This is a genomic window from Variovorax sp. GW821-FHT10B04 (assembly GCF_059415645.1).
Genome location: NZ_JBWKNQ010000002.1, coordinates 267,034 through 292,867, shown reverse-complemented (window position 1 = coordinate 292,867; position 25,834 = coordinate 267,034). Strand labels below are relative to the sequence as shown.

The 25,834-nt window shown below is 65.8% G+C and carries 21 protein-coding genes; 10 read left to right on the top strand and 11 right to left on the bottom strand.

Translation table 11 applies throughout. The features are described from left to right. Positions 1 to 17 precede the first annotated feature (17 nt). Positions 18 to 2,135, bottom strand: coding sequence for a transketolase family protein (locus tag AC07PZ_RS06445; RefSeq protein ID WP_495294218.1), 2,118 nt, complete (start codon positions 2,133 to 2,135; stop codon positions 18 to 20). A 117-nt stretch (positions 2,136 to 2,252) separates the two neighbouring features. Between AC07PZ_RS06445 and speD the strand changes: the two genes are divergently transcribed. From speD to AC07PZ_RS06430, 3 genes are read left to right on the top strand one after another with little or no spacing between them, the layout of a single operon-like run. Then, positions 2,253 to 2,642, top strand: coding sequence for an adenosylmethionine decarboxylase (gene speD / locus AC07PZ_RS06440; protein ID WP_495294217.1), 390 nt, complete (start codon positions 2,253 to 2,255; stop codon positions 2,640 to 2,642). 5 nt (positions 2,643 to 2,647) lie between these two features. Continuing rightward, positions 2,648 to 3,364 carry a nucleotidyltransferase family protein gene (locus tag AC07PZ_RS06435; RefSeq protein ID WP_495294551.1) on the top strand — a complete coding sequence of 239 codons (717 nt, stop codon included), beginning with the start codon at positions 2,648 to 2,650 and terminating at the stop codon, positions 3,362 to 3,364. Next, on the top strand, positions 3,361 to 4,749 hold the full coding sequence (locus tag AC07PZ_RS06430; protein ID WP_495294216.1) for an aminopeptidase P N-terminal domain-containing protein: 1,389 nt from the start codon (positions 3,361 to 3,363) through the stop codon (positions 4,747 to 4,749). Before AC07PZ_RS06435 ends, AC07PZ_RS06430 begins: the two co-directional genes overlap by 4 nt. Positions 4,750 to 4,775: 26 nt before the next feature. On the opposite strand, the gene AC07PZ_RS06425 is transcribed toward AC07PZ_RS06430, so the two are convergent. Then, positions 4,776 to 5,675 carry a LysR family transcriptional regulator gene (locus tag AC07PZ_RS06425; RefSeq protein ID WP_495294215.1) on the bottom strand — a complete coding sequence of 300 codons (900 nt, stop codon included), beginning with the start codon at positions 5,673 to 5,675 and terminating at the stop codon, positions 4,776 to 4,778. 137 nt (positions 5,676 to 5,812) lie between these two features. Here AC07PZ_RS06425 and AC07PZ_RS06420 point away from each other — a divergent pair, with 137 nt between their 5' ends. Then, positions 5,813 to 6,877: an aldo/keto reductase gene (locus AC07PZ_RS06420; RefSeq protein WP_495294214.1), complete on the top strand. Its 1,065-nt coding sequence runs from the start codon at positions 5,813 to 5,815 to the stop codon at positions 6,875 to 6,877. 27 nt (positions 6,878 to 6,904) lie between these two features. Here the strand turns inward: AC07PZ_RS06420 and AC07PZ_RS06415 are convergent, their stop codons facing one another. Genes AC07PZ_RS06415 through AC07PZ_RS06395 form a run of 5 tightly spaced genes read right to left on the bottom strand, consistent with a single transcriptional unit; the run spans position 6,905 to position 12,842 of the window. Beyond that, positions 6,905 to 8,479 (bottom strand): FAD-dependent oxidoreductase, encoded by a 1,575-nt coding sequence (locus tag AC07PZ_RS06415; RefSeq protein WP_495294213.1) that lies wholly within the window; start codon positions 8,477 to 8,479, stop codon positions 6,905 to 6,907. 2 nt (positions 8,480 to 8,481) lie between these two features. After that, the gene (locus AC07PZ_RS06410; RefSeq protein ID WP_495294212.1) at positions 8,482 to 10,029 is read right to left on the bottom strand and encodes a polyamine aminopropyltransferase; all 1,548 of its coding nucleotides are present in this window, start codon (positions 10,027 to 10,029) and stop codon (positions 8,482 to 8,484) included. Next, positions 10,026 to 10,244, bottom strand: coding sequence for a DUF350 domain-containing protein (locus AC07PZ_RS06405; protein ID WP_495294211.1), 219 nt, complete (start codon positions 10,242 to 10,244; stop codon positions 10,026 to 10,028). The genes AC07PZ_RS06410 and AC07PZ_RS06405 overlap by 4 nt, the downstream gene beginning before the upstream one ends. A gap of 33 nt (positions 10,245 to 10,277) precedes the next feature. Beyond that, positions 10,278 to 11,786, bottom strand: a complete 1,509-nt coding sequence (locus AC07PZ_RS06400) for a DUF4178 domain-containing protein (RefSeq protein WP_495294210.1) — start codon at positions 11,784 to 11,786, stop codon at positions 10,278 to 10,280. A 9-nt stretch (positions 11,787 to 11,795) separates the two neighbouring features. Next, complete coding sequence (locus AC07PZ_RS06395) at positions 11,796 to 12,842, bottom strand: SPFH domain-containing protein (protein ID WP_495294209.1); 1,047 nt, start codon at positions 12,840 to 12,842, stop codon at positions 11,796 to 11,798. A gap of 172 nt (positions 12,843 to 13,014) precedes the next feature. Here AC07PZ_RS06395 and AC07PZ_RS06390 point away from each other — a divergent pair, with 172 nt between their 5' ends. The 3 genes from AC07PZ_RS06390 to AC07PZ_RS06380 all read left to right on the top strand — a co-directional run bounded on the left by AC07PZ_RS06390 (position 13,015) and on the right by AC07PZ_RS06380 (position 16,453). Next, positions 13,015 to 15,372: an NADP-dependent malic enzyme gene (locus AC07PZ_RS06390; RefSeq protein WP_495294208.1), complete on the top strand. Its 2,358-nt coding sequence runs from the start codon at positions 13,015 to 13,017 to the stop codon at positions 15,370 to 15,372. Positions 15,373 to 15,569: 197 nt separating this feature from the next. After that, positions 15,570 to 15,974, top strand: a complete 405-nt coding sequence (locus AC07PZ_RS06385; protein WP_495294207.1) for a guanyl-specific ribonuclease — start codon at positions 15,570 to 15,572, stop codon at positions 15,972 to 15,974. Between the two features lie 47 nt (positions 15,975 to 16,021). Then, entirely contained in the window at positions 16,022 to 16,453 is a 432-nt protein-coding gene (locus tag AC07PZ_RS06380; RefSeq protein WP_495294206.1) for a barstar family protein, read from the top strand. A 284-nt stretch (positions 16,454 to 16,737) separates the two neighbouring features. Here AC07PZ_RS06380 and rsmA read toward each other — a convergent pair whose 3' ends face one another. From rsmA to AC07PZ_RS06365, 3 genes are read right to left on the bottom strand one after another with little or no spacing between them, the layout of a single operon-like run. Then, complete coding sequence (gene rsmA / locus AC07PZ_RS06375; protein ID WP_495294205.1) at positions 16,738 to 17,517, bottom strand: 16S rRNA (adenine(1518)-N(6)/adenine(1519)-N(6))-dimethyltransferase RsmA; 780 nt, start codon at positions 17,515 to 17,517, stop codon at positions 16,738 to 16,740. Positions 17,518 to 17,572: 55 nt separating this feature from the next. After that, positions 17,573 to 18,994, bottom strand: coding sequence for a peptidylprolyl isomerase (locus AC07PZ_RS06370; RefSeq protein ID WP_495294204.1), 1,422 nt, complete (start codon positions 18,992 to 18,994; stop codon positions 17,573 to 17,575). 6 nt (positions 18,995 to 19,000) lie between these two features. Then, positions 19,001 to 21,400, bottom strand: a complete 2,400-nt coding sequence (locus tag AC07PZ_RS06365) for an LPS-assembly protein LptD (RefSeq protein ID WP_495294203.1) — start codon at positions 21,398 to 21,400, stop codon at positions 19,001 to 19,003. Between the two features lie 191 nt (positions 21,401 to 21,591). Between AC07PZ_RS06365 and AC07PZ_RS06360 the strand changes: the two genes are divergently transcribed. From AC07PZ_RS06360 to AC07PZ_RS06350, 3 genes are all read left to right on the top strand, one after another. Further along, the gene (locus AC07PZ_RS06360) at positions 21,592 to 22,677 is read left to right on the top strand and encodes an aminoglycoside phosphotransferase family protein (RefSeq protein WP_495294202.1); all 1,086 of its coding nucleotides are present in this window, start codon (positions 21,592 to 21,594) and stop codon (positions 22,675 to 22,677) included. Positions 22,678 to 22,681: 4 nt separating this feature from the next. Then, entirely contained in the window at positions 22,682 to 23,407 is a 726-nt protein-coding gene (locus tag AC07PZ_RS06355) for a 16S rRNA (uracil(1498)-N(3))-methyltransferase (protein WP_495294201.1), read from the top strand. Positions 23,408 to 23,637: 230 nt separating this feature from the next. After that, complete coding sequence (locus AC07PZ_RS06350) at positions 23,638 to 24,843, top strand: hypothetical protein (protein WP_495294200.1); 1,206 nt, start codon at positions 23,638 to 23,640, stop codon at positions 24,841 to 24,843. Positions 24,844 to 24,846: 3 nt separating this feature from the next. On the opposite strand, the gene AC07PZ_RS06345 is transcribed toward AC07PZ_RS06350, so the two are convergent. Further along, a complete protein-coding gene (locus AC07PZ_RS06345; protein ID WP_495294199.1) occupies positions 24,847 to 25,740 on the bottom strand; it encodes a LysR substrate-binding domain-containing protein in 894 nt (297 codons plus the stop codon). Positions 25,741 to 25,834: the final 94 nt, after the last annotated feature.

The following is a 25,834-nucleotide window of genomic DNA, read 5'->3' as shown; positions in this document are numbered from 1 at the left end:
TGACGTTGCTCCTAAGGTTAAGAAATCTTGATTGCTGCTTCGACGGTGGCAGCGACGTTTTCCGGGGTGAATCCGAAATGCTTGAACAGCACCGGCGCCGGAGCCGACTCGCCGAAGGTGTCGATGCCGACGACCGCGTCGACGCCGTACTTCCACCAGCCGTCGGTCACGCCCATCTCGACCGCCACGCGCTTCACGCCCGCAGGCAGCACGCTCTTCTTGTACGCGACCGACTGGCGGTCGAAGGTGGTGGTCGAGGGCATCGACACCACGCGCACCGCAATCTTCTTCGCGGCCAGCAGTTCCTGCGCCTTCAGTGCGAGCTGCACTTCGGAGCCGGTCGCGATGATCACGGCGCGGGCCTTCTTGCCCTTCAGACCGACGTGTTCGGGCTCGGACAACACGTAGGCGCCCTTGCTGATCTCGCTCAGGTCCTTCTTGGGCGCATAGGCCAGGTTCTGGCGCGACAGCAGCAGTGCGGTCGGCCGCGTGGCGTTCTGCAGCGCGACGGCCCAGGCGACGGCCGTCTCGGCCGTGTCGCCCGGACGCCAGACGTCCAGGTTCGGGATCAGGCGCAGGCTCGCGGCGTGCTCGATCGACTGGTGCGTCGGGCCGTCTTCGCCCAGGCCGATGGAGTCGTGCGTGAACACGTGGATCACGCGGTGCTTCATCAGCGCCGCCATGCGGATCGCGTTGCGGCTGTAGTCGCTGAAGGTCAGGAAGGTGCCGCCGTAGGGGATGTAGCCGCCGTGCAGCGCCACGCCGTTCATGACGGCGGCCATGCCGAACTCGCGCACGCCGTAGTTGATGTGGCGACCGATCACGCCGTGCGGCGCCGGGGCGCTGTCGGCCGAGCTCTTGGGCTTGGACTCGTCTTCCGCACCTTGCTGCGCGGCCTGCGGCGGCACGCCGAGCACCACGTCGCCGGTGGCCGCGTCGAAGCGCAGTGCGGGCGTGCTCTTGGTGTTGGTGAGGTTCGAGCCGGTCAGGTCGGCGCTGCCGCCGAGCATTTCGGGCAGCGCGGCGGTGAAGAACTCGAGCGCGATCTGGCTGGCCTTGCGGCTGGCGACGGTTTCGGCCTTGGTGTGCGCCGAGACGACCGTGTCGAATGCGACCTGGTTGAAGTCCTTGGGCAGTTCGCCCTTCATGCGGCGCGTGAATTCCTCGGCCAGTTCAGGGAAGGCGGCGGCATAGGCCGCGAACTTCTCGTTCCAGGCGGCTTCGATCTTGGCGCCGGTGTCCTTGCCGCTCCAGTCGTCATAGACGGCCTGCGGGATCTCGAAAGGCGCATAGGGCCAGTCGAGCGCGGTGCGGGTCAGCGCGATTTCCTCGGCGCCAAGCGCCTCGCCGTGCGCCTTGGCGGTGCCGGCACGGTTCGGGCTGCCCTTGCCGATCTGCGTCTTGCAGATGATCAGCGTCGGCTTGTTGCCGGTCGCCTTCTTGGCCTCGGCGATGGCGGCGGAGACCACCTTGGCGTCGTTGCCGTCGACCGGGCCGATCACGTTCCAGCCGTGTGCCAGGAAGCGCTCTGCGGTGTTGTCGATGAACCAGGGCTTGACCTGGCCGTCGATGCTGATGCCGTTGTCGTCGTACAGCGCGATCAGCTTGCCCAGGCGCCAGGCGCCGGCCAGGCCGATGGCTTCGTGGCTGATGCCTTCCATCATGCAGCCGTCGCCCAGGAAGGCGTAGGTGTGGTGGTCGACGATGTCGTGGTCGGCGCGGTTGAACTCGGCGGCGAGCAACTTTTCAGCCAGCGCGAAGCCGACCGCGTTGGTGATGCCCTGGCCCAGCGGGCCGGTGGTGGTTTCCACGCCGGGCGTGACGTCGATTTCGGGGTGGCCCGGCGTCTTGCTGTGCAACTGGCGGAAATGCTTGATGTCGTCGATCGACAGCGCATAGCCGGTCAGGTGCAGCACGGCGTACAGCATCATCGATGCATGGCCGTTCGACAGCACGAAGCGGTCACGGTCGAACCATTTCGGGTTGGCGGGATTGAAACGGAGGTGGTCGCCCCACAGGGCAACGGCCATGTCGGCCATCCCCATCGGTGCGCCAGGATGACCCGAGTTCGCGAGTTGAACGGCATCCATTGCCAGCGCGCGAATCGCGTTGGCCATCAAGGCTTGGTTGGCCATCTGTGGCTTTCTCAGGGGGAGCAGGTTAGAGGGAGCCTCGCATTTTAACGAGGAGGGCGACGACCCGGCCCGCCGCAGTGGATCACCCTGGCGTTGCACGGCTGCTAGAGTGCCGTCATGCACGGCCTGCACCTCACCGCCGACCTCCACGACTGCCAGGGTGCAGCGCACTGGTTCACCGACGCCGAGGCGCTCGGCGCGCTGTGCACGAAGACGGTCGAAACCGCAGGGCTGCAGGCCGTCGGCCGGCTGGTCCACGCGTTCGCACCCGCACCGGGTGCCGATGCAGGCGGCGTGACGGCGACCGTGCTGCTCGCCGAATCCCACCTGTGCATCCACACCTGGCCGGAACAGCGCGGTGCGACGATCGACGTGTACGTCTGCAACTTCGGCGCCGACCACTCGGCCAAGGCGAAGGCCGTGATGGATGCGCTGGAAGCGGTGTTCATGCCGGGCCGGGTCGAACACCACGCGCTGCAGCGCGGCAGCATCGGCGGTGGGGCATGAAAGCCATGATCCTCGCGGCCGGCCGGGGCGACCGCATGCGGCCGCTGACCGACGCCACACCCAAACCACTGCTCGCCGTGCGGGGCAAGCCGCTGATGCAATGGCCGATGGAAGCGCTGGCCGCCGGCGGCTTTCGCGAGCTGGTGGTCAACACCGGCTGGCTCGGCGACCAGGTGGCCGAACGTTTCGGCGAAAGCCCCGAGATCGCTGGCGGACGAAGCACCATCGCCTATTCGCACGAGAGCCGCGAGGCCGGCGGCGCGCTGGAAACCGCGGGCGGCATCGTGCGCGCCCTGCCGCTGCTGGGCGAGGCTTTCTGGGTGGTGGCCGGCGATGTGTTCGCACCGGACTTCCGCTTCACGCCCGATGCCGTCGAACGATTCCTGGCCAGCGGCCGGCTGGCGCACCTGTGGCTGGTGCCGAACCCGGCACACAACCCGAAAGGCGACTTCGGCCTGACGCCGCAGGGCCTCGCGATGAACCAGGCCACGGACGCCTCCGCGCCGCGCCACACCTTCTCCACCATCGGCCTCTACCGCGCCGCCTTGTTCGCGCCGCCCTGGTGCGCCATCCCGCCCGGCAACCCCGGCGCAACCAAAGCCCCACTCGCCCCGCTGCTGCGGACCGCGATGGACAATGAAATAGTCAGCGCCGAGCTCTACACGGGCCGCTGGACCGATGTGGGAACGCCCGAACGACTCGCCCAACTCAACACGCCATGACAGCAGACTCCACGATCTACGCCGGCCGCCGCGCCCGTCTCGCCTCGCAACTCGGCCGCGACGGCATCGCGATCATCCCGACCGCGCCCGAACACCAGCGCAACCGGGACAGCGACTTCCTCTTCCGGCACGACAGCTACTTCTATTACCTGACCGGCTTCACCGAACCCAACGCCTGGCTGCTGCTGGCCGGCGACGGCACCGCCACGCTGTTCTGCGCACCCAAGGACCTCGAACGCGAAATCTGGGACGGCTACCGGCTCGGCCCGGACGCCGCACCCGGCGCGCTCGGCGTGGACGAGGCGCTGTCGGTCGACCAGCTCGACGCCAAGCTGCCCAAGCTGCTGGAGAACAAGTCGACGGTCTGGTATCCGTTCGCGACCCACAAGGGACTCGAGACGCGGGTCGACGGCTGGCTGCAGTCGGTGCGCGCCCGCGTGCGGTTCGGCGCCCTCTGCCCCGAGGAGCAGCGCGACCTGTGCGGCCCGCTCGACGAGATGCGCCTGGTGAAAGACGCGCACGAGCAGGACGTGATGCGCCGCGCCTCGGAGATCAGCGCACGCGCCCACATCCGCGCCATGCAGTTGTCGGCGCGCATGCTGCGCGAAGGCAAGGACGTGCGCGAATACCACCTCGACGCCGAGCTGCTGCACGAGTTCCGCCTGGGCGGCTCGCAGTACCCGGCGTATGGCTCGATCGTCGCGGCCGGCGCCAACGCCTGCGTGCTGCACTACCGTGCCGATGCCGCGCCGGTGCGCCAGGGCGAGCTGGTGCTGATCGACGCCGGCTGCGAGCTCGACGGCTATGCCAGCGACATCACCCGCACCTTCCCGGCCGACGGCCGGTTCAACGGGCCGCAGCGCGCGCTGTACGACCTGGTGCTCGCCAGCCAGGACGCCGCCGTGGCCGCGACCAAGGCCGGCAACCGCTTCAACGACCCGCACGAGGCGACCGTCAAGGTGCTCGCGCAAGGCATGCTGGACCTCGGCCTGCTCGACGCGAACAAGGTCGGCAGCGTCGAGGACGTGATCGAGCAACGCGCCTACTTCCCGTTCTACATGCACCGCACCAGCCACTGGCTGGGCATGGACGTGCACGACTGCGGCAGCTACGTCGAGCCCACGCAGGTCGGCAACATCAGCGAGCGCAAGGACCCGCTCTCGGGCGAGATCATCAAGAACCGGCCGAGCCGCATCCTGCAGCCCGGCATGGTGCTGACCATCGAGCCCGGCATCTACGTGCGTCCGGGCGAAGGCGTGCCTGAGGCCTTCCACAACATCGGCATCCGCATCGAGGACGACGCGATCGTCACCGCGACCGGCTGCGAGCTGATCACGCGCGGCGTGCCGGTGGATGGGGATGAGATCGAGGCGCTGATGCGCTGATGCGCCGCTGAGCGCGGCGCCACGGCCTAAGGCACCAGCCGCGGCTGCAGGAAGTCGATGAACGCCCGGAGCTTGCGCGGCATCTGCGCGCGGCTCGGGTAATAGAGATGGAAGCCGGGCAGGCTCGGCCACCAGTCCCGCAGCACCGGCACCAGCCGGCCCGCGTCGAAGTCGTGCTGCACGATCTGCACCGGCATGCACCCGATGCCGGCGCCTGCGAGCACGGCGGTCAACAACACGCCTGCCTCGTTGGTGATCAATGCGGAGTTCGTCTCGACGTTGAACACGCGCCCGTCCGGCCCGGCGTATTCCCAGCGATAGATGCTGCCGTCCGCAAAGCGCGCATTGATGCAGCGGTGTTCGATCAGGTCGGCCGGTGTCGCCGGCGGCGCGCGGCGCGCCAGATAAGCCGGCGCCGCGAAGGTGGCCAGCCGAAGCGGGCCGCCGAACGGGATGGCAATGACGTCGCGCGCCAGGCTCTCGCCATTGCGGATGCCCGCATCGAAACCGCCGGCCACGAGGTCGATCAGGCTGTTCGAGCAGGCGATCTCCAGCGTGATGTCTGGATAGGCGGCGATGAAGTCGCCGATGTGCGGCAACAGCAACATGTCGGCCGCCGTGCGCGACACGTTCAGCCGCAGCAGGCCCGCCGGCTTGTCGCGCGTCTCGTCCAGGCCGGCCACGGCGCCGTCGAGCGCCGCCAGGCCAGGCAGCGCCGATGTCAGGAAACGCTGCCCCAGTTCGGTGACGCCGACCCGCCGCGTGGTGCGGTCCAGCAGACGCACACCGAGCCGGCGCTCCAGAGTGCGGACGGTCTGCGACAGCGCGGACGGCGAGACACCGAGCTCGGCCGCGGCCCGGGTGAAGCTCGCGTGATGTGCGACACGGGCAAAGGCGGCAATGGCGGGCAGGAGGTCGGGCGACATCCGCCGATTATGAAATCCTGCTTCACAAAGCATGCCGACAGATGCCGCTTTTCTTCGGCAATGAAGCACCAACCTTCGAATGGCAGCCCGACCCGGCAAGGGGCCGGGCTGCCGATCACTCACTGAAGGACCATTCCATGCAACTCACCGACTACCTCACCCTCGGCCGCTCCGGCCTGCGCGTCAGCCCGATGTCCCTCGGCACCATGACCTTCGGCAAGGATTGGGGCTGGGGCTCCGACGCCGACGAGGCGCGCCGCATCTTCGACCTGTACGTGGAACGCGGCGGCAACTTCATCGACACCGCCAACAACTACACCGGCGGCAGCGCCGAACGGCTCGTCGGCGAGTTCATCGCGGACCGGCGCGAGTCGATGGTGGTCGCCACCAAGTACTCGCTCAACATGCAACCCGGCAACCCCAACGCGGGCGGCAACCACCGCCGCAACATGGTGCGCTCGGTCGAAGCCAGCCTGAAGCGGCTCGGCACCGACTACATCGACCTGCTCTACCTGCACGTCTGGGACGGGCTGGCGCCGGTCGAGGAAATCATGCGTGGCTTCGACGACCTGGTGCGCAGCGGCAAGGTGCTCTACGCCGGTATTTCCGACACGCCCGCCTGGCAGGTCGCGCGCATGCAGACGCTGGCCGACCTGCGCGGCTGGGCGCCGCTGGTGGCGCTGCAGATCGAATACAGCCTGATCGAGCGCACGGTCGAACGCGAGCTGCTGCCGATGGCGCAGGAACTCGGACTCGGTGTGCTGGCCTGGTCGCCGCTGGCTGGCGGCGTGCTGAGCGGCAAGTACACGCACGCCGACCTCGGCCATGCGGAAACGGCGTCCGACGTCGTCGGCACGCGCAAGGCGCTGGTCAGCAGCACGGGCGCACTGTCGGAACGCGGACTGGACATCGCCGAGCTGGTGCAGCAGATCGCCCGCGAGCAGTCGCGCTCGCCATCACAGATCGCGTTGGCCTGGGGCATGCTGCATGGCACGCAGTCGGTGCTGCCGATCATCGGTGCGCGCACGCTGGCGCAGTTCGAGGACAACCTCGGCGCACTCGACGTGGTGCTGAGCGCGGAAGACCGTGCCCGCCTCGATGCGGTCAGCGCCATATCGATGGGCTTCCCGCACGACTTCCTTCAGAACCCGATGCTCCGGCAGATCATGAGCGGCGGCACCTCGGTGCGGCGCAGCTGGTAGCACGCGGGGTCAGCCGCCGACGAAGGATCAGATGGCGGCACCAGCCAGGTGCCCGCGCGTGAAGGCTTCCTCGAAGATCGAATAGCCCGACCAGTCCGCATGCGCGAATGACAGTCGCCCATCGGCCACGCGCTCGGGCGCGCGCAATGCCGCGAGCAGGCCGGGCGCGGGCATCGCCATCGCATGGCCGTAGCGCGTGATGTCGATGCGCGTCGCCAACGATGCGATGTCCGGATGCGGCACCGACAGCTCGGCCAGCAGCTCGTCTCGCCAGCCGGACCATGGGCGATCGAGCAGCTGGCGGCGGCCATCGCCAACGTCGTAGGCACTCGGTCCGAGCGGCCGGTACCAGCTGAGCACGGTGGCGCGCGGTGTCGGGTCGAGCGTCTGATGGCGCGCGTCGACATAGCCCAGGCCGCGGGTGCCGTAGATCACGTTGTCCCAGCTCGGCGCCGGGCCGGGGCGGTCGGCCAGCGGTGCGCGCACATGGACGTTGGCGACCAGCCAGGGCGCGTCGCGCACCTGCGCGGCGGCGTGCACCAGCCGCGCCGGCGGGTTCTCGACGACGCGCGCCGCGATGAACACCGGCAGCGCCACGATGCAGCGCTCGGCCTGCCAGCGCACCAGCGATTTCGATGCGACGTCGAACACGTCGACCTCGACGCCGCTGCGTGTCTCGGCAATGCGCACGACCACCTGACCGGTGTGCAGGCGATCGCCGAGCGGTGCCGCGAGGCGCCGGGTCAGCCAGCCATTGCCTTCGGGCCAGGTCAGCACGGCGTCGCGTTCCGCGCTCTCGTCGCCCGGTGCATGGAAGCCGTGGCGGCTGGCGAAATAGTGGATGCCGGCCCAGGCGGAAACGTGGCCGAGGCCGGCGCCGTAGTCGTCGCGGCAGCAGTAGTCGAGATACCAGCGCAGATGCGGATCGTCCAGGCCCTCGCGGTCCAGCCAGGCGGCGAAATTCAGGGCATCGAGTGCCAGCAGCGTCGGCGTGATCGGCGCGCGCAGCGTGGGGATCACGAAGCGCGTGTCGCGCTGCAGCTCGGCGACACGCTGGCTGAATCGGCGGTATTGCGCGAGCGTCGCGGCGCCCACGCCATCGACGGGCAGCAGGCCATCGTGCCACTCGCCCTGGAAGAACAGGCGTTCCTGCGGGCTGTGGCACAGGTTGCGCTCGTCGTATTCCCAGCGGCCGGCAACGCGCTGGCGCAAGCCGAATTCCTCCAGCAGGTCCTGCACCTCGTGCGCGTCGTCGCCGGGCACGGGCAGGTAGTGCGCACCGAGCGGACAGGCGATGCCGCCGACCGCGCCACCACGGCTGTTGCCGCCGGCGACGTCTTCGAGCTCGATCAGCGCGAAGTCGTCGATGCCGCCAAGCCGCAACGCGCGCGCCGCCGCAAGCCCGGCGACGCCGCCACCGGCGATCACGACGCGCGTGCGTCGCACCGTGGCAGGCACGGCCGTGCGCCATGCGCCGTCGCGCAACGCATGCCCGCGCGCCACGTCGATGCCGGTGAAGCCGCCCTCGATGGCTGGCAACGGCGCGTCGCAGCCGGCCAATGCGAGCGCGCTGGCGGCGCCCAGGAATGCGCGGCGCTTCATGCTCAGTGGCCCGAGACCTTGCCCCATTCCTGCTCGTAGGTGGTCACCAGCGTCTGGTTGGACAGCCGGTTCACCTCCGTCGGCACACGCGCCATGTCGAGCGGAAAGTCGAACATCAGCGGCAGCGTGGCCGGCGACAGGAAGCGCAGGCCTGCCGGCAGCGCGTCGGGACGGCGATACGGCCGATGGCTCGCGATCACGAAGCCCCATTCGCCGAAGCTGGGCACATGCACGTGGTACGGCGTGGCGGTGAGCCCGACCGACTCGATGGTGCTCGCCACCGTCCAGAAGCTCTTGCGCGCGATCAGCGGCGAGGTGGTCTGGATCACCGCATAGCCGCTCGCGGCCAGGCGCTTGTCGAGCAGCGCATAGAACGAGTTGGTGTAGAGCTTGCCGATCGCGAAGTTGGTCGGATCGGGGAAGTCGACGACGATCACGTCGAACACGTCGTCGGCGCCCGGGCCCGTCTGCTGCAGCCACTGGAAGGCATCGGTGTTGACGATCTTCACCTTCGGCGAGGACAGCGAATGGCCGTTGAGTGCCGCCAGCGTCTCGTGGTCGGTGAACAGCTTGGTCATGTTCGGATCGAGCTCGACCAGCGTGACCGATTCGACCGACGGGTACTTGAGGATCTCGCGCACCGCCATGCCGTCGCCGCCGCCGAGCACCGCGACCTTCTTCGGCGCGCCGTGCGCGGCCATCACCGGGTGCACGAGCGCCTCGTGGTAGCGGTATTCGTCGCGCTCGGCGAACTGCAGGTTGCCGTTCAGGAAGAGCCGGTGCCCGAGCTGTCCGCGCGTGACCACGATGCGCTGGTAGGGCGAGGTCGCGCTGAAGACGATGCGGTCCTGGTAGAACTTGTCCTCGGCCAGCGTGGTGATGTGCTCCGCGCCAACGAAGCCCGCGGCCAGCGCCATGAGCGACAGCGCGCAGGCCGCGGCATGCGCGCCGATGCGCCGCATCTCATGCCGGAACAGCCACAGTGCCCAGACGGCGACCGCCGCATTCATCAGGCCGAACAGCAGGCCCGTGCGGATCATCCCGAGCTGTGGCACCAGCACCAGGGGAAAAGCGATCGACACGGCCAGCGCGCCGAGGTAGTCGAAGGTCAGCACCTGCGACACGAGCTCCTTCAGCCGCACGTTGCGCCGCAGGATGCGCATGACGAGCGGAATCTCCAGCCCGACCAGCGTGCCGACCATCAGCACCAGCCCGTAGAGCAGCAGCCGGAAGGCGCTCGGGATGTAGGCGTTGGCGATGAACAGCAGCGCCGGCAGCGCACCGCCGATCAATGCGACGAGGAGTTCGATGCGCAGAAAGTGCGCCGGCAGCTGGCGTTCGAAATAGCGCGACAGCCAGGAGCCGACGCCCATCGCGAACAGGTAGGTGCCGATGATGGTGCTGAACTGCAGCACCGAATCGCCCAGCAGATAGGAGCTGAGCGCCGCCGCGCTGAGTTCGTAGACCAGCCCGCAGGCCGCGACCACGAAGACGCTGGCGAGCAGCGCGATCTCGACAGGCTGCGGGCTTCGCTCGTCAGGCGAGCTCAATGGATCGCGGCGGCGACGATGAGGCTGATGCCCAGGCACATGGCCGCAACCACCAGACCCAGCGCCACGTTCTGCTTCTCGACGATCTCGCCCCACAGGTCGTAGGGCGTGATCTTGTCGATGATCAGAAAGCACACCCAGAAGATCACCACGCCGATCAGCGCGTAGACCAGCGACCCCAGCAGGATGCCGGGCCTCAACGTTTCAAATCCCATCGGGACCTCCAGTCTTCATTCGTTTCATGCACATCACTTGTGGCCGCCGCCACTCGAATACCCGCCGTACGAGCCGCCCGAACTGCGGGAACTGCTCGACGACGAACCGCTGCTGCTGCCACCGCCACTGCCGCCACGGCCGCTGCACGTGCTCATGAGGAGCAGGACGACGACGATCACGATGAGGATCAGGATGATCGTGCCGCAGCCCATGCCCGACGCGGCGCTCAGCGGTGCGGCGTCGCTGCGCGCAAATATGCTCTTGTTGTCGTCGAGCCTGAAGGCCGACGCCACCGCGCCGCTGTCGATCTTGCTGCCGGACGACCAGGTGATCTCATTGGCGGAGCGCTCCATCGACAGCAGCGCCGGGCCGCGCGCGAAGTCGCGGTTGTAGGTCTTCTGTCCGCGCTCGACCTGCCAGTAGAACTCGCCGGCCACGTAGCTCGTCTCGGCGTCGTAGGCGTACTGCTGCTGGTAGGCCTTGCCGAGATAGGTCGCGGTCTTGGCCGATTCGTCGAGCGTGGGCGCGCCGGTGGTCGGGCGGACCATGCTCCAGCCGTCTTCCGCGTCCACCAGGAAGCTGAAGCCGCGCTTGCGGTTGTAGAGCAGGTATTCGCTCCAGCCGAAGCGCTCGTCGTCGCCGGGTTCGACGCCGGTGCGATGCTGGAAACCGACCACCTGCCAGGCCACGCCCTGCAACTGGCCGACGCTGCCGAGCGCGATCAGTGGACGCACCGACTCCGCCTGCTCGGCATGCTTCAGCTCGCCACCGATGCCCTGCGTCAGATCGATGATGCTGTGGCACATGCCGCAGGCGATGCTCTTGCTGTCGTCCAGCTTGACCTTGACCGGCGCGCCGCAGTTCGGGCAATTGAAGCTGCGGCCCTTCTCCTCCTTGGCGGGCGCGTCGCGCAGGCCGGTGAGTTGCAGGTCGTCGAGCTCGACGGCGCGGCCGAGGTAGGCCACAGGCGGCGTGCTGGCGTAGTCGAGGCTCAGCACCAGGCCCTGGTCGTTGCGCAATTCGACCGCGGCAAAGGGCTTGCCCGGTTCGGGCAGCTTCGGCAGCTCGCCCTGGGCCGAGGCGAGCGTCACCTGCTCGTTGGACGCGACGGTGTAGTTCTGGCCGTTGAATGCGATGGCCGCGCCGACGCGCAAGGTGTCGGCAGGTGGCGCTTCGCGATCGAGTTCCAGCGGCAGCGCGAAGATGAAGGCGCCGTTGTCCTCGCTCAGAATGCCGGTGCGGTCGCCGTCGAGCGACGCGATCCACTCGGTCCAGCGCCCGCCGGCGTAGCTGTATTGCAGCCGGCCGACGAGCGTGAACGGCTTGTCCTGGATGCGTCCGGCAGCGAACAGCTGCAGCGGGCTGAAGTCGTCGAACAGCTCCGCCATCTTGCCGATGCGCGTGAGCGTGTCGCCCTGCCGGACGACCGTGCTCTGGCAGAACGGGCAGACGGCAAAGGCCGACTGCGCCGATCTGAATTCAACCGGCGCGCCGCAACCTGGGCACGGCGCGCGGTATGCGCGCTGGGCGGACTCGACCATGCCCGCGCGTCAGACCAGCTTCTTGAGCAGCTCCGCCTTCTTGGCGTCGAACTCTTCCTGGGTCAGGATGCCCTTCGTCTTCAGATCGCCCAGCTTTTCGAGCGTGGCCATGACGTCGTTGGCGCTGATCTCGGTCACCGGTGCCGCGGCCGCCACGGCGGCGGTGGCCGCGGCATTCGGGTTCAGGCCCTGGGCGAGGTTCTGCGCCAGCACCTGGCCCAGCGCGACGCCGGCGCCGAGGCCCATCGCATCGCCGGCCACGCCGCCGCCCTGGCTCGCGCCTTCGGCGAACTTCGGAATCGCCTGCGCGGTCTGGTACTGCATGAACTTGCCCATGTCGTTGCCGACCATGCCCATGCCGATCTTCTGGTCGAGGACCTTCTGAAGCTCCTCGGGCAGCGACACGTTCTGCACCGTGATGTTCTCGAGCCGGATGCCGATCTTGGCGAACTCGGGCTGCAGCTGCGCGGCCAGCGCCTGGGCGAACTGGATCTGGTTGGCGGCGAGGTCGAGGAAGGGCACGCCGCTGGACGCGATCGCGTTGCTGATGTTCTGCAGCACCAGCCCGCGCAACTGGCCGTCAAGGTCGGCCACCGTGTAGATGTCGCGCGTGCCGGAGATCTCGGTGTGGAACTGCTTGGCGTCGCCGATGCGAAAGCTGTAGTTGCCGAAGGCGCGCAGTCGCACGGCGCCGAAATCCTTGTCGCGGATGGTGATCGGCTGCGGCGTTCCCCACTTCTGGTCGACTTGCTGGCGCGTGCTGAAGAAGTAGACGTCGCTCTTGAACGGCGACTCGAACAGCTTGTCCCAGTTCTTCAGGTAAGTCAGCACCGGCAGCGTCTGCGTCGTGAGCTTGTACATGCCGGGGCCGAACACGTCGGCCACCTGGCCCTCGTTCACGAACACGGCAACCTGCGACTCGCGCACGGTGAGCGAAGCGCCGTTCTGGATTTCCATCTCCGCCATCGGAAAACGCCAGGCCAGCGTGCCATCGCCGGTCTCGGTCCACTGGATGATGTCTATGAACTGCTTGCGGATGAAGTCCATCAGCGCCATGGCGTCTCCTCTGGTGTTGGCTTGAGCCGGCGCATATTGCCACAGGCGGATGCAGCGCCGATGCCAGCCATGCGCTCTATATCGACGAGGACGAGGTCTACAATCGCGCGCCCTACAACGATGTCGCCGACGCGTCTTTCGCATGCGCCGGGACAGCAGGAGTCCGCTTTCCATGTCCGATTCGTCCCGTCCCAGCACCCCGGCCAGCCCCGGTCCCAGCATCGAAGAAAAACGTGCCGAACTGCGCCGCGCCGCGCTCGAATACCACGAGTTCCCGGTGCCTGGGAAGATCGCCATCGCGGCGACCAAGCAGATGGTCAACCAGCGTGATCTCGCGCTGGCGTATTCGCCTGGCGTGGCGGCACCCTGCGAGGAAATCGTCAAGGACCCGGCGAACGCATTCAAGTACACGGCGCGCGGCAATCTGGTGGCGGTCATCACCAACGGCACCGCGGTGCTCGGCCTCGGCGACATCGGACCGCTGGCATCCAAGCCGGTGATGGAAGGCAAGGGCGTCCTGTTCAAGAAGTTCGCCGGCGTCGACGTGTTCGACATCGAGATCGCCGAGAAGGACCCCGCCAAGCTGGTCGAAGTGATCGCAGCACTGGAGCCGACCTTCGGCGCCATCAACCTCGAAGACATCAAGGCACCGGACTGCTTCTACGTCGAGCGCGAACTGCGCAAGCGCATGAAGATCCCGGTGTTCCACGACGACCAGCACGGCACCGCGATCACCGTGGCCGCCGCGATGCTCAACGGCTTGAAGGTGGTGGGGAAAAGCATCGGCGAAGTGAAGCTCGTCACGTCGGGTGCCGGTGCCGCTGCGCTGGCGTGCCTGAATCTCCTGCTGAAGGTCGGCTTGAAGCGCGAGAACGTCTTCGTGACCGATCTTGCCGGCGTGGTCTATGAAGGCCGCACGGAGCTGATGGACGACGATAAGCGCCAATACATGCAGAAAACAGAGGCGCGCTCGCTGTCCGAGGTCATCGAAGGCGCCGATGTGTTCCTCGGTTTGTCGGCTGGCGGCGTGCTCAAGCCGGCAATGGTTGCGAAGATGGCGGCCAAGCCCGTGATCTTCGCGCTGGCCAACCCGAATCCGGAGATCTCGCCCGAAGACGCGCATGCGGTGCGCGATGACGTCGTGATGGCCACCGGTCGCACCGATTACCCGAACCAGGTCAACAACGTCCTGTGTTTCCCTTACATCTTCCGCGGCGCGCTCGACTGCGGCGCGACCACGATCACGGACGAAATGGAAGTCGCGGCCGTGCATGCGATCGCCGAATTGGCCCAGGCGGAACAGAGCGAACGCGTAGCGGCGGCCTACGTCGGTGAAAAGCTCACGTTCGGCCCCGAATACCTGATTCCGAAGCCTTTCGATCCGCGGCTGATGATGAAGATCGCGCCCGCAGTCGCCAAGGCCGCGGCCGAGAGCGGTGTGGCGATGCGTCCCATCACGGACATGGACGCATATCGCGACAAGCTGCAAAGCTTCGTCTATGCCTCCGGCACGACGATGAAGCCGATCTTCGACGCCGCCAAGCGCGCGACCAAGAAGCGCGTGGCCTATTGCGAGGGCGAGGAAGAACGCGTGCTGCGCGCCGCCCAGATCGTGGTCGACGAAGGCCTGGCTCGCCCGACGCTGATCGGCCGTCCGGCCGTCATTGCCGCGCGGATCGAGAAGTTCGGCTTGCGCCTGAAGGAAGAGCTGGATTACGACATCGTCAACGTCGAGCAGGACCACCGCTACCGCGACTTCTGGCAGACCTACCACCGCATGACGGAGCGCAAGGGCACGACGATACAGACGGCCAAGATCGAAATGCGTCGCCGCTTGACGCTGATCGGTTCGATGCTCCTGCACAAGGGCGAGGTCGACGGGATGATCTGCGGCACCTGGGGCACCACCGTGCTCCATCTGCATTACATCGATCAGGTCATCGGCAAGCGGCCTGGCGGCTGTGCGAGCACGCCGCAAGATGTGCCCATCTACGCTTGCATGAACGGCCTGTTGCTGCCGGATCGTCAGGTCTTCCTCGTCGATACGCACGTCAATTACGATCCGACGCCGGAGGAACTGACCGAAATCACGACCATGGCGGCGGAAGAAATGATGCGTTTCGGCCTGAAGCCCAAGGTGGCGCTGTTGTCGCACTCCAACTTCGGCACCAGCAACCAGCCAAGCGCCGTGAAGATGCGGCGCACGCTGGACCTGCTTCGCGTGCAGGCGCCCTGGCTCGAAGTGGATGGCGAGATGCACGGCGATGTGGCGCTCGACGGCAAGCAGCGCGACGCGGTGATGCCGCACAGTGCACTGGCAGGCGACGCCAATCTGCTGGTGTTCCCCAACCTGGATGCGGCCAACATCTCCTACAACCTGCTCAAAACGGCGGCAGGCGGAAACATCGCCATCGGCCCAGTGCTGCTCGGTGCAGCCAAACCTGTGCATATCCTCACGGCGAGCGCGACCGTACGCCGCATCGTGAACATGACCGCCCTCACGGTCGCGGATGCCAACGCCGATCGATAGGCGCCCTAGCGACAGCGGTCGCTAACTTCGCAAAACAGCCCAAAGCTTGTGCGCCTGCTCAAAGATTGAGCAGGCGCTTGCTATTTGCGCGCGCGTGATGCACACTGGCGGGCTTGATTCGCGGGTTAACCCCAGGTTTGCCCCAGATTCGCTCTTGCTCTTTTCTTTGGTGCCCAACGGCGTTAATCGCCTCGTCAATGGCCTCGATCACGTCTTTTGCGTCCCGATTCGCGCTCACCGGCTTGATGCTGCTGGCGCTGGTTCCAGGGGCGCAGGCTCGAGACTTTTTCGGAACCAGATCCGGGCAATCGGCAACGGAATCGATCGCATTGGCAGATTTGCCAGTGCAGGGTCAGCGAACTTACGGCGCCATTCTGAATGGCGGCCCTTTCAAGCACGACAAGGACGGCACGGTATTCGGCAATCGCGAACGATCCCTGCCATCTGAACGACGTGGGTATTACCGCGAATACACCGTCGATACGCCGGGCTCACGCAATCGTGGTGCACGACGCATTGTCTGCGGAGGTGAAAAAACCAGACCAGCGGCTTGCTGGTACACGGCAGATCACTACGCAAGCTTCAAACGGATTGTTCCGTGAGCGATGAATTGAATGGGATCGGGGCCCTACAGTGTCCCGGAAAAGAAATGACGACAACCATGGAAAGACCAGCGGAGATGACTTTATCCCTTCGTGGAGTGCGCCCCAATATCGTGCAGTCGATTCGAGCGTTCCGAGTGAACGATCTGCAAGAAGCAGCCAATGCAGCCGGGCAGCATTTTCTCTACGCCAATCTGGCCAACGCATTGACCAAGCAGGACGTACTGGACTTGATCGCACAGCAGTTCACCTTCCCGGCGCATTTCGGGAAGAATTTCGATGCGCTGTACGACTGCATGACGGATCCCTTGCACAAATCGGGCCCGCAACCGGGCTTCATCGTGGTGCTCGAGCAAATTCCCGCCAATTCGAAGTTCGACAAGGAAGCGCGCGAACAATTGCTCGATATCTTCCGCGACGCAGCTGACTACTGGGGAGACAGGAAGATACCGTTCAGGTGCTTCTATTCTTTTCTGTAGCCCGTTCTGCACACACTTGCCAAGCAGAACGGGCGAATGAGGCACAACAAGGCTCGAAGCTTTCGGGCATCGAGCTTCCGGTGAACGATCCCTCCGCGGAAAAGATGCCGACCGACAAATTGGTCGACGTCTCGCCGCTGGCGCTGCGCATGAGCAGCCCTTTCAATGCCGGCTATTGGCTCGCAGCAGCCTGATAGCAATCGTCGTCCTTGAAAAAGCCCGTCGTTGACGGGCTTTTTTATTTGTCTCGCCCATGGCAGGGCCCCAGCCGCCACCTCGTCAAGTCAAACGGGCTGCAGCGGCGCCTGCGCCAGGGCCACGTATTCAGATACCGGCACTTCTTCCGCACGACGCTGGATGTCGAAGTCGCCTGCGAACCCATGCACGTCGAGCCATTTGCCCAAGGTATGGCGAAGAATCTTGCGACGCTGGCTGAAGGCCACCTGCACGATCTCGCCCAACAGCGCGGGATCGACCGTGGGTGGCTCGGCGAACGGCACCATCCGGACGACGGCGCTGTCGACGCGCGGCGGCGGGTCGAAACTCTCCGGCGGCACGAACAGCACATTGGCCATCTCGTAACGCCACTGGAGCATCACGCTGAGCCGGCTGTAATCGGAGGTTGCAGGACTTGCGACCATGCGGTCGATCACTTCCTTCTGCAACATGAAATGCTGGTCGGCGATCAAGTGCGCGTAACCCAGCAGATGGAAGAGGATGGGCGTGGAGATGTTGTAAGGCAGATTGCCCACCACGCGGATCGGCGCCGCCGGCGGCGGTGCGAGCCTGGCGGCCAGCACGGCAAAGTCAACCTTCAGAACGTCGGATTCCACCACCTCGAGCTGACCATGAGCGCGCAGGCGCTGCGCAAGGTCACGGTCCAGCTCGATCACGGTGAGATGCCCCAGCCGTTCGACGAGCGGCTGTGTCAGCGCGGCGAGCCCGGGGCCGATCTCGACCATGGCATCACCGGGCTTCGGTGCGATCTCGTTCACGATCGCATCGATGATGCCGCCGTCCGACAGGAAATGCTGGCCGAAGCGCTTGCGCGCCACGTGTTTCATGGCCGGCCTCCGCACATCGTGTGCGCGGCAGCGACCCGGTGAGGCATCTGCATGCTCAGGACTGCGGTGGGTCGCGGTATTCGACGTAGGCGCGTGCCCGTACTTCCTGCACCCATGTGTCGTAGCTCTCCGCCGCCTTCTTCTCGCGCAACACCGCGCGCGCGGCCTCGCGCTGCTCGGACTGGCTGAGCTTGGTTTCACGGCGGGCCGTCACCTGGATCAGGTGCACACCGAAGCGGGACACCACCGGATCGCTGATCTGCCCTGGCGCGAGTCGGTCGAGTACTTCCTCGAACTCGGGCACGAACTGGCCGGCACGCGTCCAGCCCAGATCACCGCCGCTCTTGGCGCTCGCATCCTGCGAGTTGTCGCGTGCCAGCGAAGCGAAATCCGCGTTGCCGGCCTGGATGCGTCGCTTGAACTCGGCGAGTTCGGCGACGGCCTGCTCCGTCGTGCGTTTGGCGTCGGTGCCCGTGCGCAACAGGATATGGCGCGCCTGCGTCTGGACAACGACGCCGTCGGCAGCACCCGTATCCCCCTTGGCCAGCACCTTGAGCACATGGAAGCCCGCCTCCGAACGGATGGGACCCGCCACACCGTTCACGGCAACCGACTGGGTCGCATCGACGAACAGCGGCGGATAGCGATCGACACTGCGCAAGCCGAGCACACCGCCGCTTGCCTTGTCCGGTGCATCCGAAAACTCGCGCACGAGCTTGCTGAAGTCTTCGCCGGAGCGAGCGCGCTGCGAAACCTGCTGCGCTTTCTGCTGCAGCGCCGCGATCTGTGCCTCCGTGGCGTTCTCGGGCACGCCAATCAGAACCTGCGCAAGATTCAGCTGCTGAGGCGCCGCGGCATTCGTGCCACTGCGTTGGTCGAGGATGAACTGGTCGACTTCCACGTCGCTGATCTTCACCCGCGAATCGACCTCGCGCTCCCGCACCCGCGTCAACAGCAGCTGGTTGCGCACATCCGAGCGGAACTCCTGTTGCGACAACCCTTCGGCGCTGACGCGACGGCGCAATTCCGCCACGCTGAACTGGTTCTGGCGAGCGATCGACTCCTCTGCCTGGTCCACCGTCAAGTCGTCCACGCGGATGCCGTTCTCGCGGGCCACCTGAAGCTGCGCCCGCTCGTTGATCAGGCGTTCGAGCACCAGATGCGTGAGCTCGTTGCGCGGCATGCGGCCGGCATCGGGGTTCTCGCGCAGGAGGCGCTCCACGCGCGTGATCACCTCCGTGTTCGTGATCGGCTCTGAATTGACCAATGCCACGATGAATTCCGCAGGACGCTGAACGGCCGGGCCGGCCGGCGCCGCCGGCGTGCTCGACGCCGATGGCGCCGCGAAACGCGGCGACCGCATGATGTCCGTGATGCCGGCGGAGGCGGCGCCCGGCGGACGCAGCCCCTGTGCAGTGGCGGCGCAGGACAGCGCAGCCACGCAGGCAACCGTCAGGGAGGAACGCAGAAAGGTCATGGAAACTCAGTCGTAATTGGTGAAGCGGCTCGGCCCTTGGCCCGGTTGGCGCAGGGGCTCGTAACGCTGGATGTTCTGCGCCAGGCTGCGCATCGGGCTCGAGCCAACGCTCGCGAACCCGACGAACTCGATCTGGAACATGATCCGGGTATTGGCTGTGACCTGTCCCGTCGTAATACGTTCCAGCACCACGCGGCCAATCCAGCAGCAGCCATCGTATTCGACGCCGATCACGCCATCGGTGAGCGCGCGATCCTGCAGGCTGTAGTTCAGACGTCCCACCGCATACCAGCGCCCGCCGCCTTCGCCGAGTCCAGGACCGAGATTCTTTCCCTTGTCGCCCCACAGATCGTTGATCGGCCATTGCCAGTTGACGTCGAGCGACTTGCTCCCGTCGGTGGCCGTCGGCGTCGTTGGCGCCTGGTAGCGATAGCCCGCGGAAATGGTGCGGTAAGGACCCGGCTTGTAGCGCGCCGTGATGGTGTTGCGCGTCGACTTGCGCTCATCGGGGTTGTATTGGACCGTGCTGTCCGCACTCCATTGCTCGGTCCAATTGACCTGCGCGCCCAGCAGCACGTCGCTCAACCGGTCGGTGACGGGCGTACCACCCGGCAGCACGACGTTCTGGTCCTTGAAGCGGATGCGCTGGGCCACACCGAAGCGCGCCGCTTCCGCGCCGCTGTCGGGGTCGATCAGCCGCGTACTCACGCCGAGCGTCAGGAGATTGCTGTCCGCGATCCGGTCATTGCCGGAGAACGCGTTCTCGGTATAGATGGTGGCGAAGTTGAAGTCATTGGCCGCCGTGTCATAGACCGGAATCTGGCTCTGGTCACGGAACGGCGTGTAGGTGTAGAAGGCGCGAGGCTCCAGCGTCTGGCGGAAAGCGCGGCCGAAGAAGTTCGCGTCGCGCTCGAACACCAGGCCGCTGTCGAGGCTGAATGTCGGCACGACCTTGCTGGCCGAACTGGCGCCGTTGGCCAGTGGCGCATCGAACTGGTAGGAGGTCGCGTGCAGCATGACCTTGGGAATCACGAAGCTCGCCGGCGTCAGCCAGGGCCGGCTGATCTGCAGCGTGCCGAGCATCCGCTCGGCGTCCGGCTGGCGCAGGCCATTGAGCAACGGTGCGTAGGCAGGATCGGCCCGGAAGCGGGTGTAGTCGATGCCGCCCGAGATGTCGAAACCGTTCCAGTCGTACTTGTTGTAGTTCGCCGTGACCTGCGGCATGCGGTCGTAGGGCGGTGTGATCGGCGACAGCGAGTACTGCAGCGTCTGATAGGACAGCGCACGCGCCGTACCGCTCCAGTCGCCCTTGCTCCAGTTGAGTGCCGCTTCGCTGGTGAGCAGGCGCCCGGTCAGCGAGGGCGTGCGAGAAAAGTCGCGCCAGTAGTCGTCGTCGCTTACCCGGTTGATGTTGATCCCGGCACTCAGCGCGTCCAGGCCGAAAGGCTTCGGGTCGAAGCTCTGGTTGTGCTGCGCCCAGATGCCCCAGCGCTCACGGCTGCGCAGCGTGTCGGTCGGCATGTAGTCTGCACGGATGGTGCCGCTGTACGTGTTCTCCAGGTAGCGGAACTCATTGCCGAGGTTCACGCCACGCTTGCTCATCACGGTCGGATAGAAGGTCGCGTCGCGGTTCGGTGCAATGTTCCAGTAGTAGGGCTGAAGCAGCTCGACACCATTCACGCTGTCGATGCCGAACACCGGCGGCAGCAGACCGCTCTTGCGATCGTTGCCCAGGGGAAAGCTCAACGAAGGCAGCGCTGGCGTGCTCACACCCATGAAGCTCAGCCGCGCGTCCGTCGCAACGCCGACGTTCTCCTCGGTGTCGGTCGTCATCGTGGCTGCGGTGAGCAGCCAGGCGGGCATCCAGCCCGGGAAGTCCTCGCGACGGCAGGTCGTGTAGGTGACGCGCCGCGCCACCGAAACATTGTTGTCGACGAAATCGATCCGATCCGCGTCCCCATGGCCGCCCGTGGCCAGGAACTTGTAGCGAACGTTGTTGAAGAAACCTTCGAAGGTTTCCACTTTGAGTTGCAGCTCCGGCCCTTCGTAGACATTGCCCGCCTGGTTGACGCGCACATTGCCGGTGGCCTTGGCCAGATCGTCGGGTTGGTAGTACTCGAGCCGATCAGCGTGGATGACGGTTTCGCCGCGGCGCAGGGACGCATTGCCTTCGACCACGGTTTCCAGGTCGGGACGGCCCGAAATCTTGTCGCCGTCGACCAGGCTGGGACGCAGCGTGCGTTCGGCCTCGGGAATGGCTTCAGGTATCTCCGGCGTGCGCTTGAGAGTCAACGGGGCGTCGATCCAGACCTCCTGCGCAGAGGCGGCGTGCACATTCAGCAGGGCGAGCGCAAGTACGGCCAGCGGCAGCGGCGGGCGGCCTCGACGCCACAGGGGAACGCTCATTCGACGGTCCGCCCCACGGTGTGCAGCAGTGCCGAAGAACCATCGATCGATGGCAGAGGCACGAAGTGCCGAACGCGGGCGCATTTCAGTTCAGGCATGGATAAGGACGTCTCGGATCGTCAAGGGAACGATGCCATGCGGCAGCGGTCGGCGAAGGTCCGCAACGAGCGGATTTGTAGAATCGATTATCCATGACCGCACCCTCGATCCCGCCCGCAGGCGCTGCCTCGCCCATCGTCTGGGACGAGCCCGGCCGTTCCGCCGCTTTCAACGAATGGCTTTCCCGGGTCGCGCCAGCCCACGGCTTGCTGCCCGACACGCTCCGAATGGCTTCGGCCGACGCCAGTTTCCGGCGCTACTTCCGCGTGGACACGACCACGCCGGGCATGAACCGCATCGTCATGGACGCGCCGCCCGACAAGGAAGACAGCGCTCCATTTGTAAAAATTGCAAAGCTGATGCAGGCGGCCGGCGTGCATGCACCGCAGGTCCTCGACTGGGATGAGGCCGGCGGCTTCATGCTGCTCGACGATCTCGGCCTGCAGACGCTGATCGAGTCGCTGGACCCGGCCAGACCCGAGGCTGCGCGGCCCTATTTCGATCAGGCGATCGACATGCTGATCCGCTGGCAGTTGTCGTCGCAGCCCGGCGTGCTGCCGCCTTACGACCGAGCCCTGCTCGAACGCGAACTCACGCTGTTCCCCGAGTGGTACATCGGCCGGCACCGCGGCATGGCCATCGAGGGCCAGTTGAAGGAGCGGTTGGCGCGCAGCTTCAAGGCGATCGTCGACAGCAACCTGTCGGTCGCCAGCGTGTACGTGCACCGCGACTTCATGCCGCGCAACCTGATGCTGGGTGCAGACGGCCGGCTCGGCGTGCTGGATTTCCAGGATGCCGTGTACGGGCCGATCACCTACGACATCGCCTGCCTGATGCGCGATGCGTTCCTGAGCTGGGACGAAGATTTCGTGCTCGACATCACGATCCGGTATTGGGAGCGCGCGCGCAAGGCCGGTCTGCCGGTGGACGAGGACTTCGGCGCCTTCTATCGCGCTGTCGAATGGATGGGGCTGCAGCGGCACCTGAAGGTCGCCGGCATCTTCGCGCGCATCACGCTGCGCGACGGCAAGCCGCGCTACCTGCCGGACACGCCGCGCTTCATCGCGTACATCCGCGCGACAGCCAGCCGCTACAGCGAGCTCACGCCCCTGCTGCGTGTGATCGACGAAGTCGAGGGCACACAGGCCCTGACCGGCTTCGCCTACGGCCGGGTCTAGGCCAGTGCCACGCTTTCATTGTTCCGTTGCGCTGACGGCAGGCGCCACGCTGGCCCTGCCGGCGGGCGCCGCGCGCCACGTGCAGGTGCTGCGGCTGCAACCCGGCGACGCGCTCACGCTGTTCGATGGGACGGGCGGCGAATACGCGGCAACCGTCGTGCGCATGGGCCGCAGCGAGGTGGTCGTCGAGGTCGGCACGCACGATCCGGTCGAACGCACGGCCGGCCGTGCAGTGCATTTGGCCGTTGGCATGCCGGCCAACGACCGCATGGACTGGCTGGTCGAAAAAGCCACGGAACTCGGCGTGGCCAGCATCCAGCCGTTGCACACCGCGCATGGCGTGTTGCGCCTGAACAGCGAGCGGGCCGACAAGAAGGTCGCACACTGGCAGGCAATTGCCGTGTCGGCCTGCGAGCAATGCGGCCAGAACCGGGTGCCGGTGATTCACGCCGTGCGGTCCCTGGCCGACTGGCTGCCCACGATTCCCCAGGAAAGTAGCCCGGACGAACTTCGCGGCGTGCTCAGTCTCGCGCCGGGCACGCGTGCCTGCGCGGAGGTGGCGAGCGGCGCCTTGCGCACGGCATACATGCTGAGCGGCCCCGAAGGCGGACTCAGTGCGCAGGAAGAGTCTTTGGCGCTAGGCGCCGGCTTCGTGCCGCTGACGCTGGGCCATCGCGTCCTGCGCGCCGAAACGGCCGCGCTGGCAGCGCTGGTGATGCTCGCCGCCTAGGGCACCAAGCCGCGGCTGCGGAGCGACACGCCACCACTCCGCGATGCCGGGCAGGCAGGCAGAAAGCCTGTTCTGCGCGAACGACTTCAATGCGCGGAAATGCGCCGGAGGCTCGAAGGCCTTCGTGATGACGGTCGGGGCTTCGCTTGTCTGGCTCTCTACGGAGCACAGGATCGCAAAACTCCGGTCTTCGCCGCCAGTCGGACGGCTCTCATGATCGCGAGGCCATCATGGCAATGGGAAATATTGGTGCAGACAAGCCGGTAACGGCGACCACGGATGCATCTCTGGTTCACGATGTGAATCAAGGTGGGGAGCCGAGGTCGACAGTCGAAGCCGGAGCCGATCCACCGCGGCACGCACACAGAAGCCTCGGTCAATTCTTCCGCGACTGGGTGAATGGCAATCGCAATCCTGGCCATCGCGATCCATCTACCGCGCAACGAGCTGCGATGTTCTCGGGACCTTCGCTGCTCCCGGAACAAAAGCTGAGCCGAACGCAGGGACTGGGGAGACACTTAGCAGAAGGCCTCGCAACCCCATTGGTTGCGGCAAGGACGTTTCACCTTAAACAGCATGACAAGGAGGACGCAGAAAAAGCGGGGCGTGTCCGCAGCGCGCAGCCCAGCACAACTGCCACGCCGGTTGTCATCGTGCAGCCCGGCTCACCGCTTGCCGACGCCTTGGAGAATGCGCTGGCCATTGCCAAGAAGGCATCCGATGCGGCGCATTACCTCCGGAACGGCCTTTCCGTTGACCTGGGCCTGATTGATTCGCTGAAACAACTGGGCTCTTTTGAAAATTCGTTCGCTGACACTGTCGCGTCCCTTGGGGATGCCAAAGCGGCCCTCACTCGCCTGAAGCTACCGGCTGAAGAGGACTTGACGCCTGAAGAAACGGACAAGATGAACCGAACTTTTGCGAAGGCCCATCGGGTCGTCAAGACGGAACTGCTGCAGACCAAGAAGTTGATCGCTGAAATCGAGCAAAGCGTCGCTTCACTCAAGAAGGAACTGACCCAACCGGAGTTCAACGTTGTCGAGGAGCATCCCGAGGTCTTTTCACCCGACGCACAACCTTTTGACACTCAGAAGGCGGGTGACTTGCTCCTGAATAGGCAACGGATATGCGCTGGGCGCGCTTTGGAAAGCGCCACGCACATCCGCCGGGCACCTAGCGACGAGGAAGCCGCGAAATTCTTATCCGATTACGTGGCCTTCGTCGCCGCGGCCAAGGGTGTACAGAAACAGCTCGAAGTCCTGCAGAGCAAGTCAATGGACCTGGTTCTGGCGGAACGCATGGAGACGTCAAAGAAAGTTATCGACGGCACGCTGCAAAGCGCGAAAGCCGTAGTGGCATCCCATATGTCCTCCGCACGCACCCCACACGTTGCGGGCACCACCACCAACAGGAATGCGCCTGTCGAAGATAAATAGCGACTAGATGGCGTCCACGGCGGCGTGCAGCCATCGCACGAAGGTCATCGTCATCGGATCCTGCGCCTTGTGCGGCGCAACGAAAACGCTGTAGCCACGCGGGCCGACACCGACGTGCGCGTGGGCGAGAACCAGCTCGCCGGCGGCGAGTTCGCGTGCCACCACATAGCGCGGCACCAATCCGATGCCGAGGTCGGCGCGCACGGCCTCGACCAGCATCGAGAACAGGTCGAAACGATGGCCCGCCACGGTATTGGCCGGCTTCTTGTCAATGCCGGCTTGCGCCATCCAATCCTCCCAGTCGCCGAGGCGGGAACTCAACTGCAGGAGACTGGCCTGGCAGAAATCTCCGTTCGCCATCAGTTCTCGCCCCTGCGTGGTGGGCGCACACACGGCGACGCAGCGTTCGTCCATCAGCGGCTCCGTCACCGCATGCGGCCAGACCGCGTCGTCGTATTGAATGCCGACGTCGAACGCCGGCTCCTCCATGTAGACCTGCGTCGGGAAGACCTGCAGATGCAGGCTGCAGGACGGCTGCAGCGCAAGAAAAGCCGGCAGACGCGGCGCCAGCCAGCGCTCGGCGAATGCCGGAACGGCGCCCACCAGCAAGCGCACGCCATCGGGCCGCTGGGCCATCGCCTCGAGCGTGTGGTTCTCGAGCCGCAGCAGGTCGGCAGCGATCTGCGCGTGATACCGGCGACCGGCATCGGTGAGGCCCGATCCGCGCGCGGTCCGCTGCACCAGCCGCACGCCCAGTTGAGCCTCCAGCAGGCGCAGTTGCTGGCTGACGGCGCTGTGGGTGAGGCACAGCGCCTCCGCTGCCTTGCCGACGCCGTGGTGGCGTGCGACAGCGTCGAAGACCAGCAGTGCGCGGGTGGTGGGAATATGGCGTCGCATGTAAGAAAAACTGAATGCTCACCAGATTAAACAAGAGCGAGCGTCATCGAAAAGCGAAAGAATAGCTGGTTGTCTTTGTCCCGAACCGCCTCCA

Coding starts and splice junctions, on each gene's coding strand:
- AC07PZ_RS06430 (WP_495294216.1), top strand. CDS start 3,361: ATGACAGCAGACTCCACGATCTACGCCGGCCGCCGCGCCCGTCTCGCC.
- AC07PZ_RS06435 (WP_495294551.1), top strand. CDS start 2,648: ATGATCCTCGCGGCCGGCCGGGGCGACCGCATGCGGCCGCTGACCGAC.
- AC07PZ_RS06370 (WP_495294204.1), bottom strand. CDS start 18,994: ATGACCTTTCTGCGTTCCTCCCTGACGGTTGCCTGCGTGGCTGCGCTG.
- speD (WP_495294217.1), top strand. CDS start 2,253: ATGCACGGCCTGCACCTCACCGCCGACCTCCACGACTGCCAGGGTGCA.
- AC07PZ_RS06395 (WP_495294209.1), bottom strand. CDS start 12,842: ATGGCGCTGATGGACTTCATCCGCAAGCAGTTCATAGACATCATCCAG.
- AC07PZ_RS06365 (WP_495294203.1), bottom strand. CDS start 21,400: ATGAGCGTTCCCCTGTGGCGTCGAGGCCGCCCGCCGCTGCCGCTGGCC.
- AC07PZ_RS06390 (WP_495294208.1), top strand. CDS start 13,015: ATGTCCGATTCGTCCCGTCCCAGCACCCCGGCCAGCCCCGGTCCCAGC.
- AC07PZ_RS06420 (WP_495294214.1), top strand. CDS start 5,813: ATGCAACTCACCGACTACCTCACCCTCGGCCGCTCCGGCCTGCGCGTC.
- AC07PZ_RS06360 (WP_495294202.1), top strand. CDS start 21,592: ATGACCGCACCCTCGATCCCGCCCGCAGGCGCTGCCTCGCCCATCGTC.
- AC07PZ_RS06405 (WP_495294211.1), bottom strand. CDS start 10,244: ATGGGATTTGAAACGTTGAGGCCCGGCATCCTGCTGGGGTCGCTGGTC.
- AC07PZ_RS06425 (WP_495294215.1), bottom strand. CDS start 5,675: ATGTCGCCCGACCTCCTGCCCGCCATTGCCGCCTTTGCCCGTGTCGCA.
- AC07PZ_RS06445 (WP_495294218.1), bottom strand. CDS start 2,135: ATGGCCAACCAAGCCTTGATGGCCAACGCGATTCGCGCGCTGGCAATG.
- AC07PZ_RS06400 (WP_495294210.1), bottom strand. CDS start 11,786: ATGGTCGAGTCCGCCCAGCGCGCATACCGCGCGCCGTGCCCAGGTTGC.
- AC07PZ_RS06345 (WP_495294199.1), bottom strand. CDS start 25,740: ATGCGACGCCATATTCCCACCACCCGCGCACTGCTGGTCTTCGACGCT.
- AC07PZ_RS06385 (WP_495294207.1), top strand. CDS start 15,570: ATGGCCTCGATCACGTCTTTTGCGTCCCGATTCGCGCTCACCGGCTTG.
- AC07PZ_RS06415 (WP_495294213.1), bottom strand. CDS start 8,479: ATGAAGCGCCGCGCATTCCTGGGCGCCGCCAGCGCGCTCGCATTGGCC.
- rsmA (WP_495294205.1), bottom strand. CDS start 17,517: ATGAAACACGTGGCGCGCAAGCGCTTCGGCCAGCATTTCCTGTCGGAC.
- AC07PZ_RS06380 (WP_495294206.1), top strand. CDS start 16,022: ATGACGACAACCATGGAAAGACCAGCGGAGATGACTTTATCCCTTCGT.
- AC07PZ_RS06350 (WP_495294200.1), top strand. CDS start 23,638: ATGGCAATGGGAAATATTGGTGCAGACAAGCCGGTAACGGCGACCACG.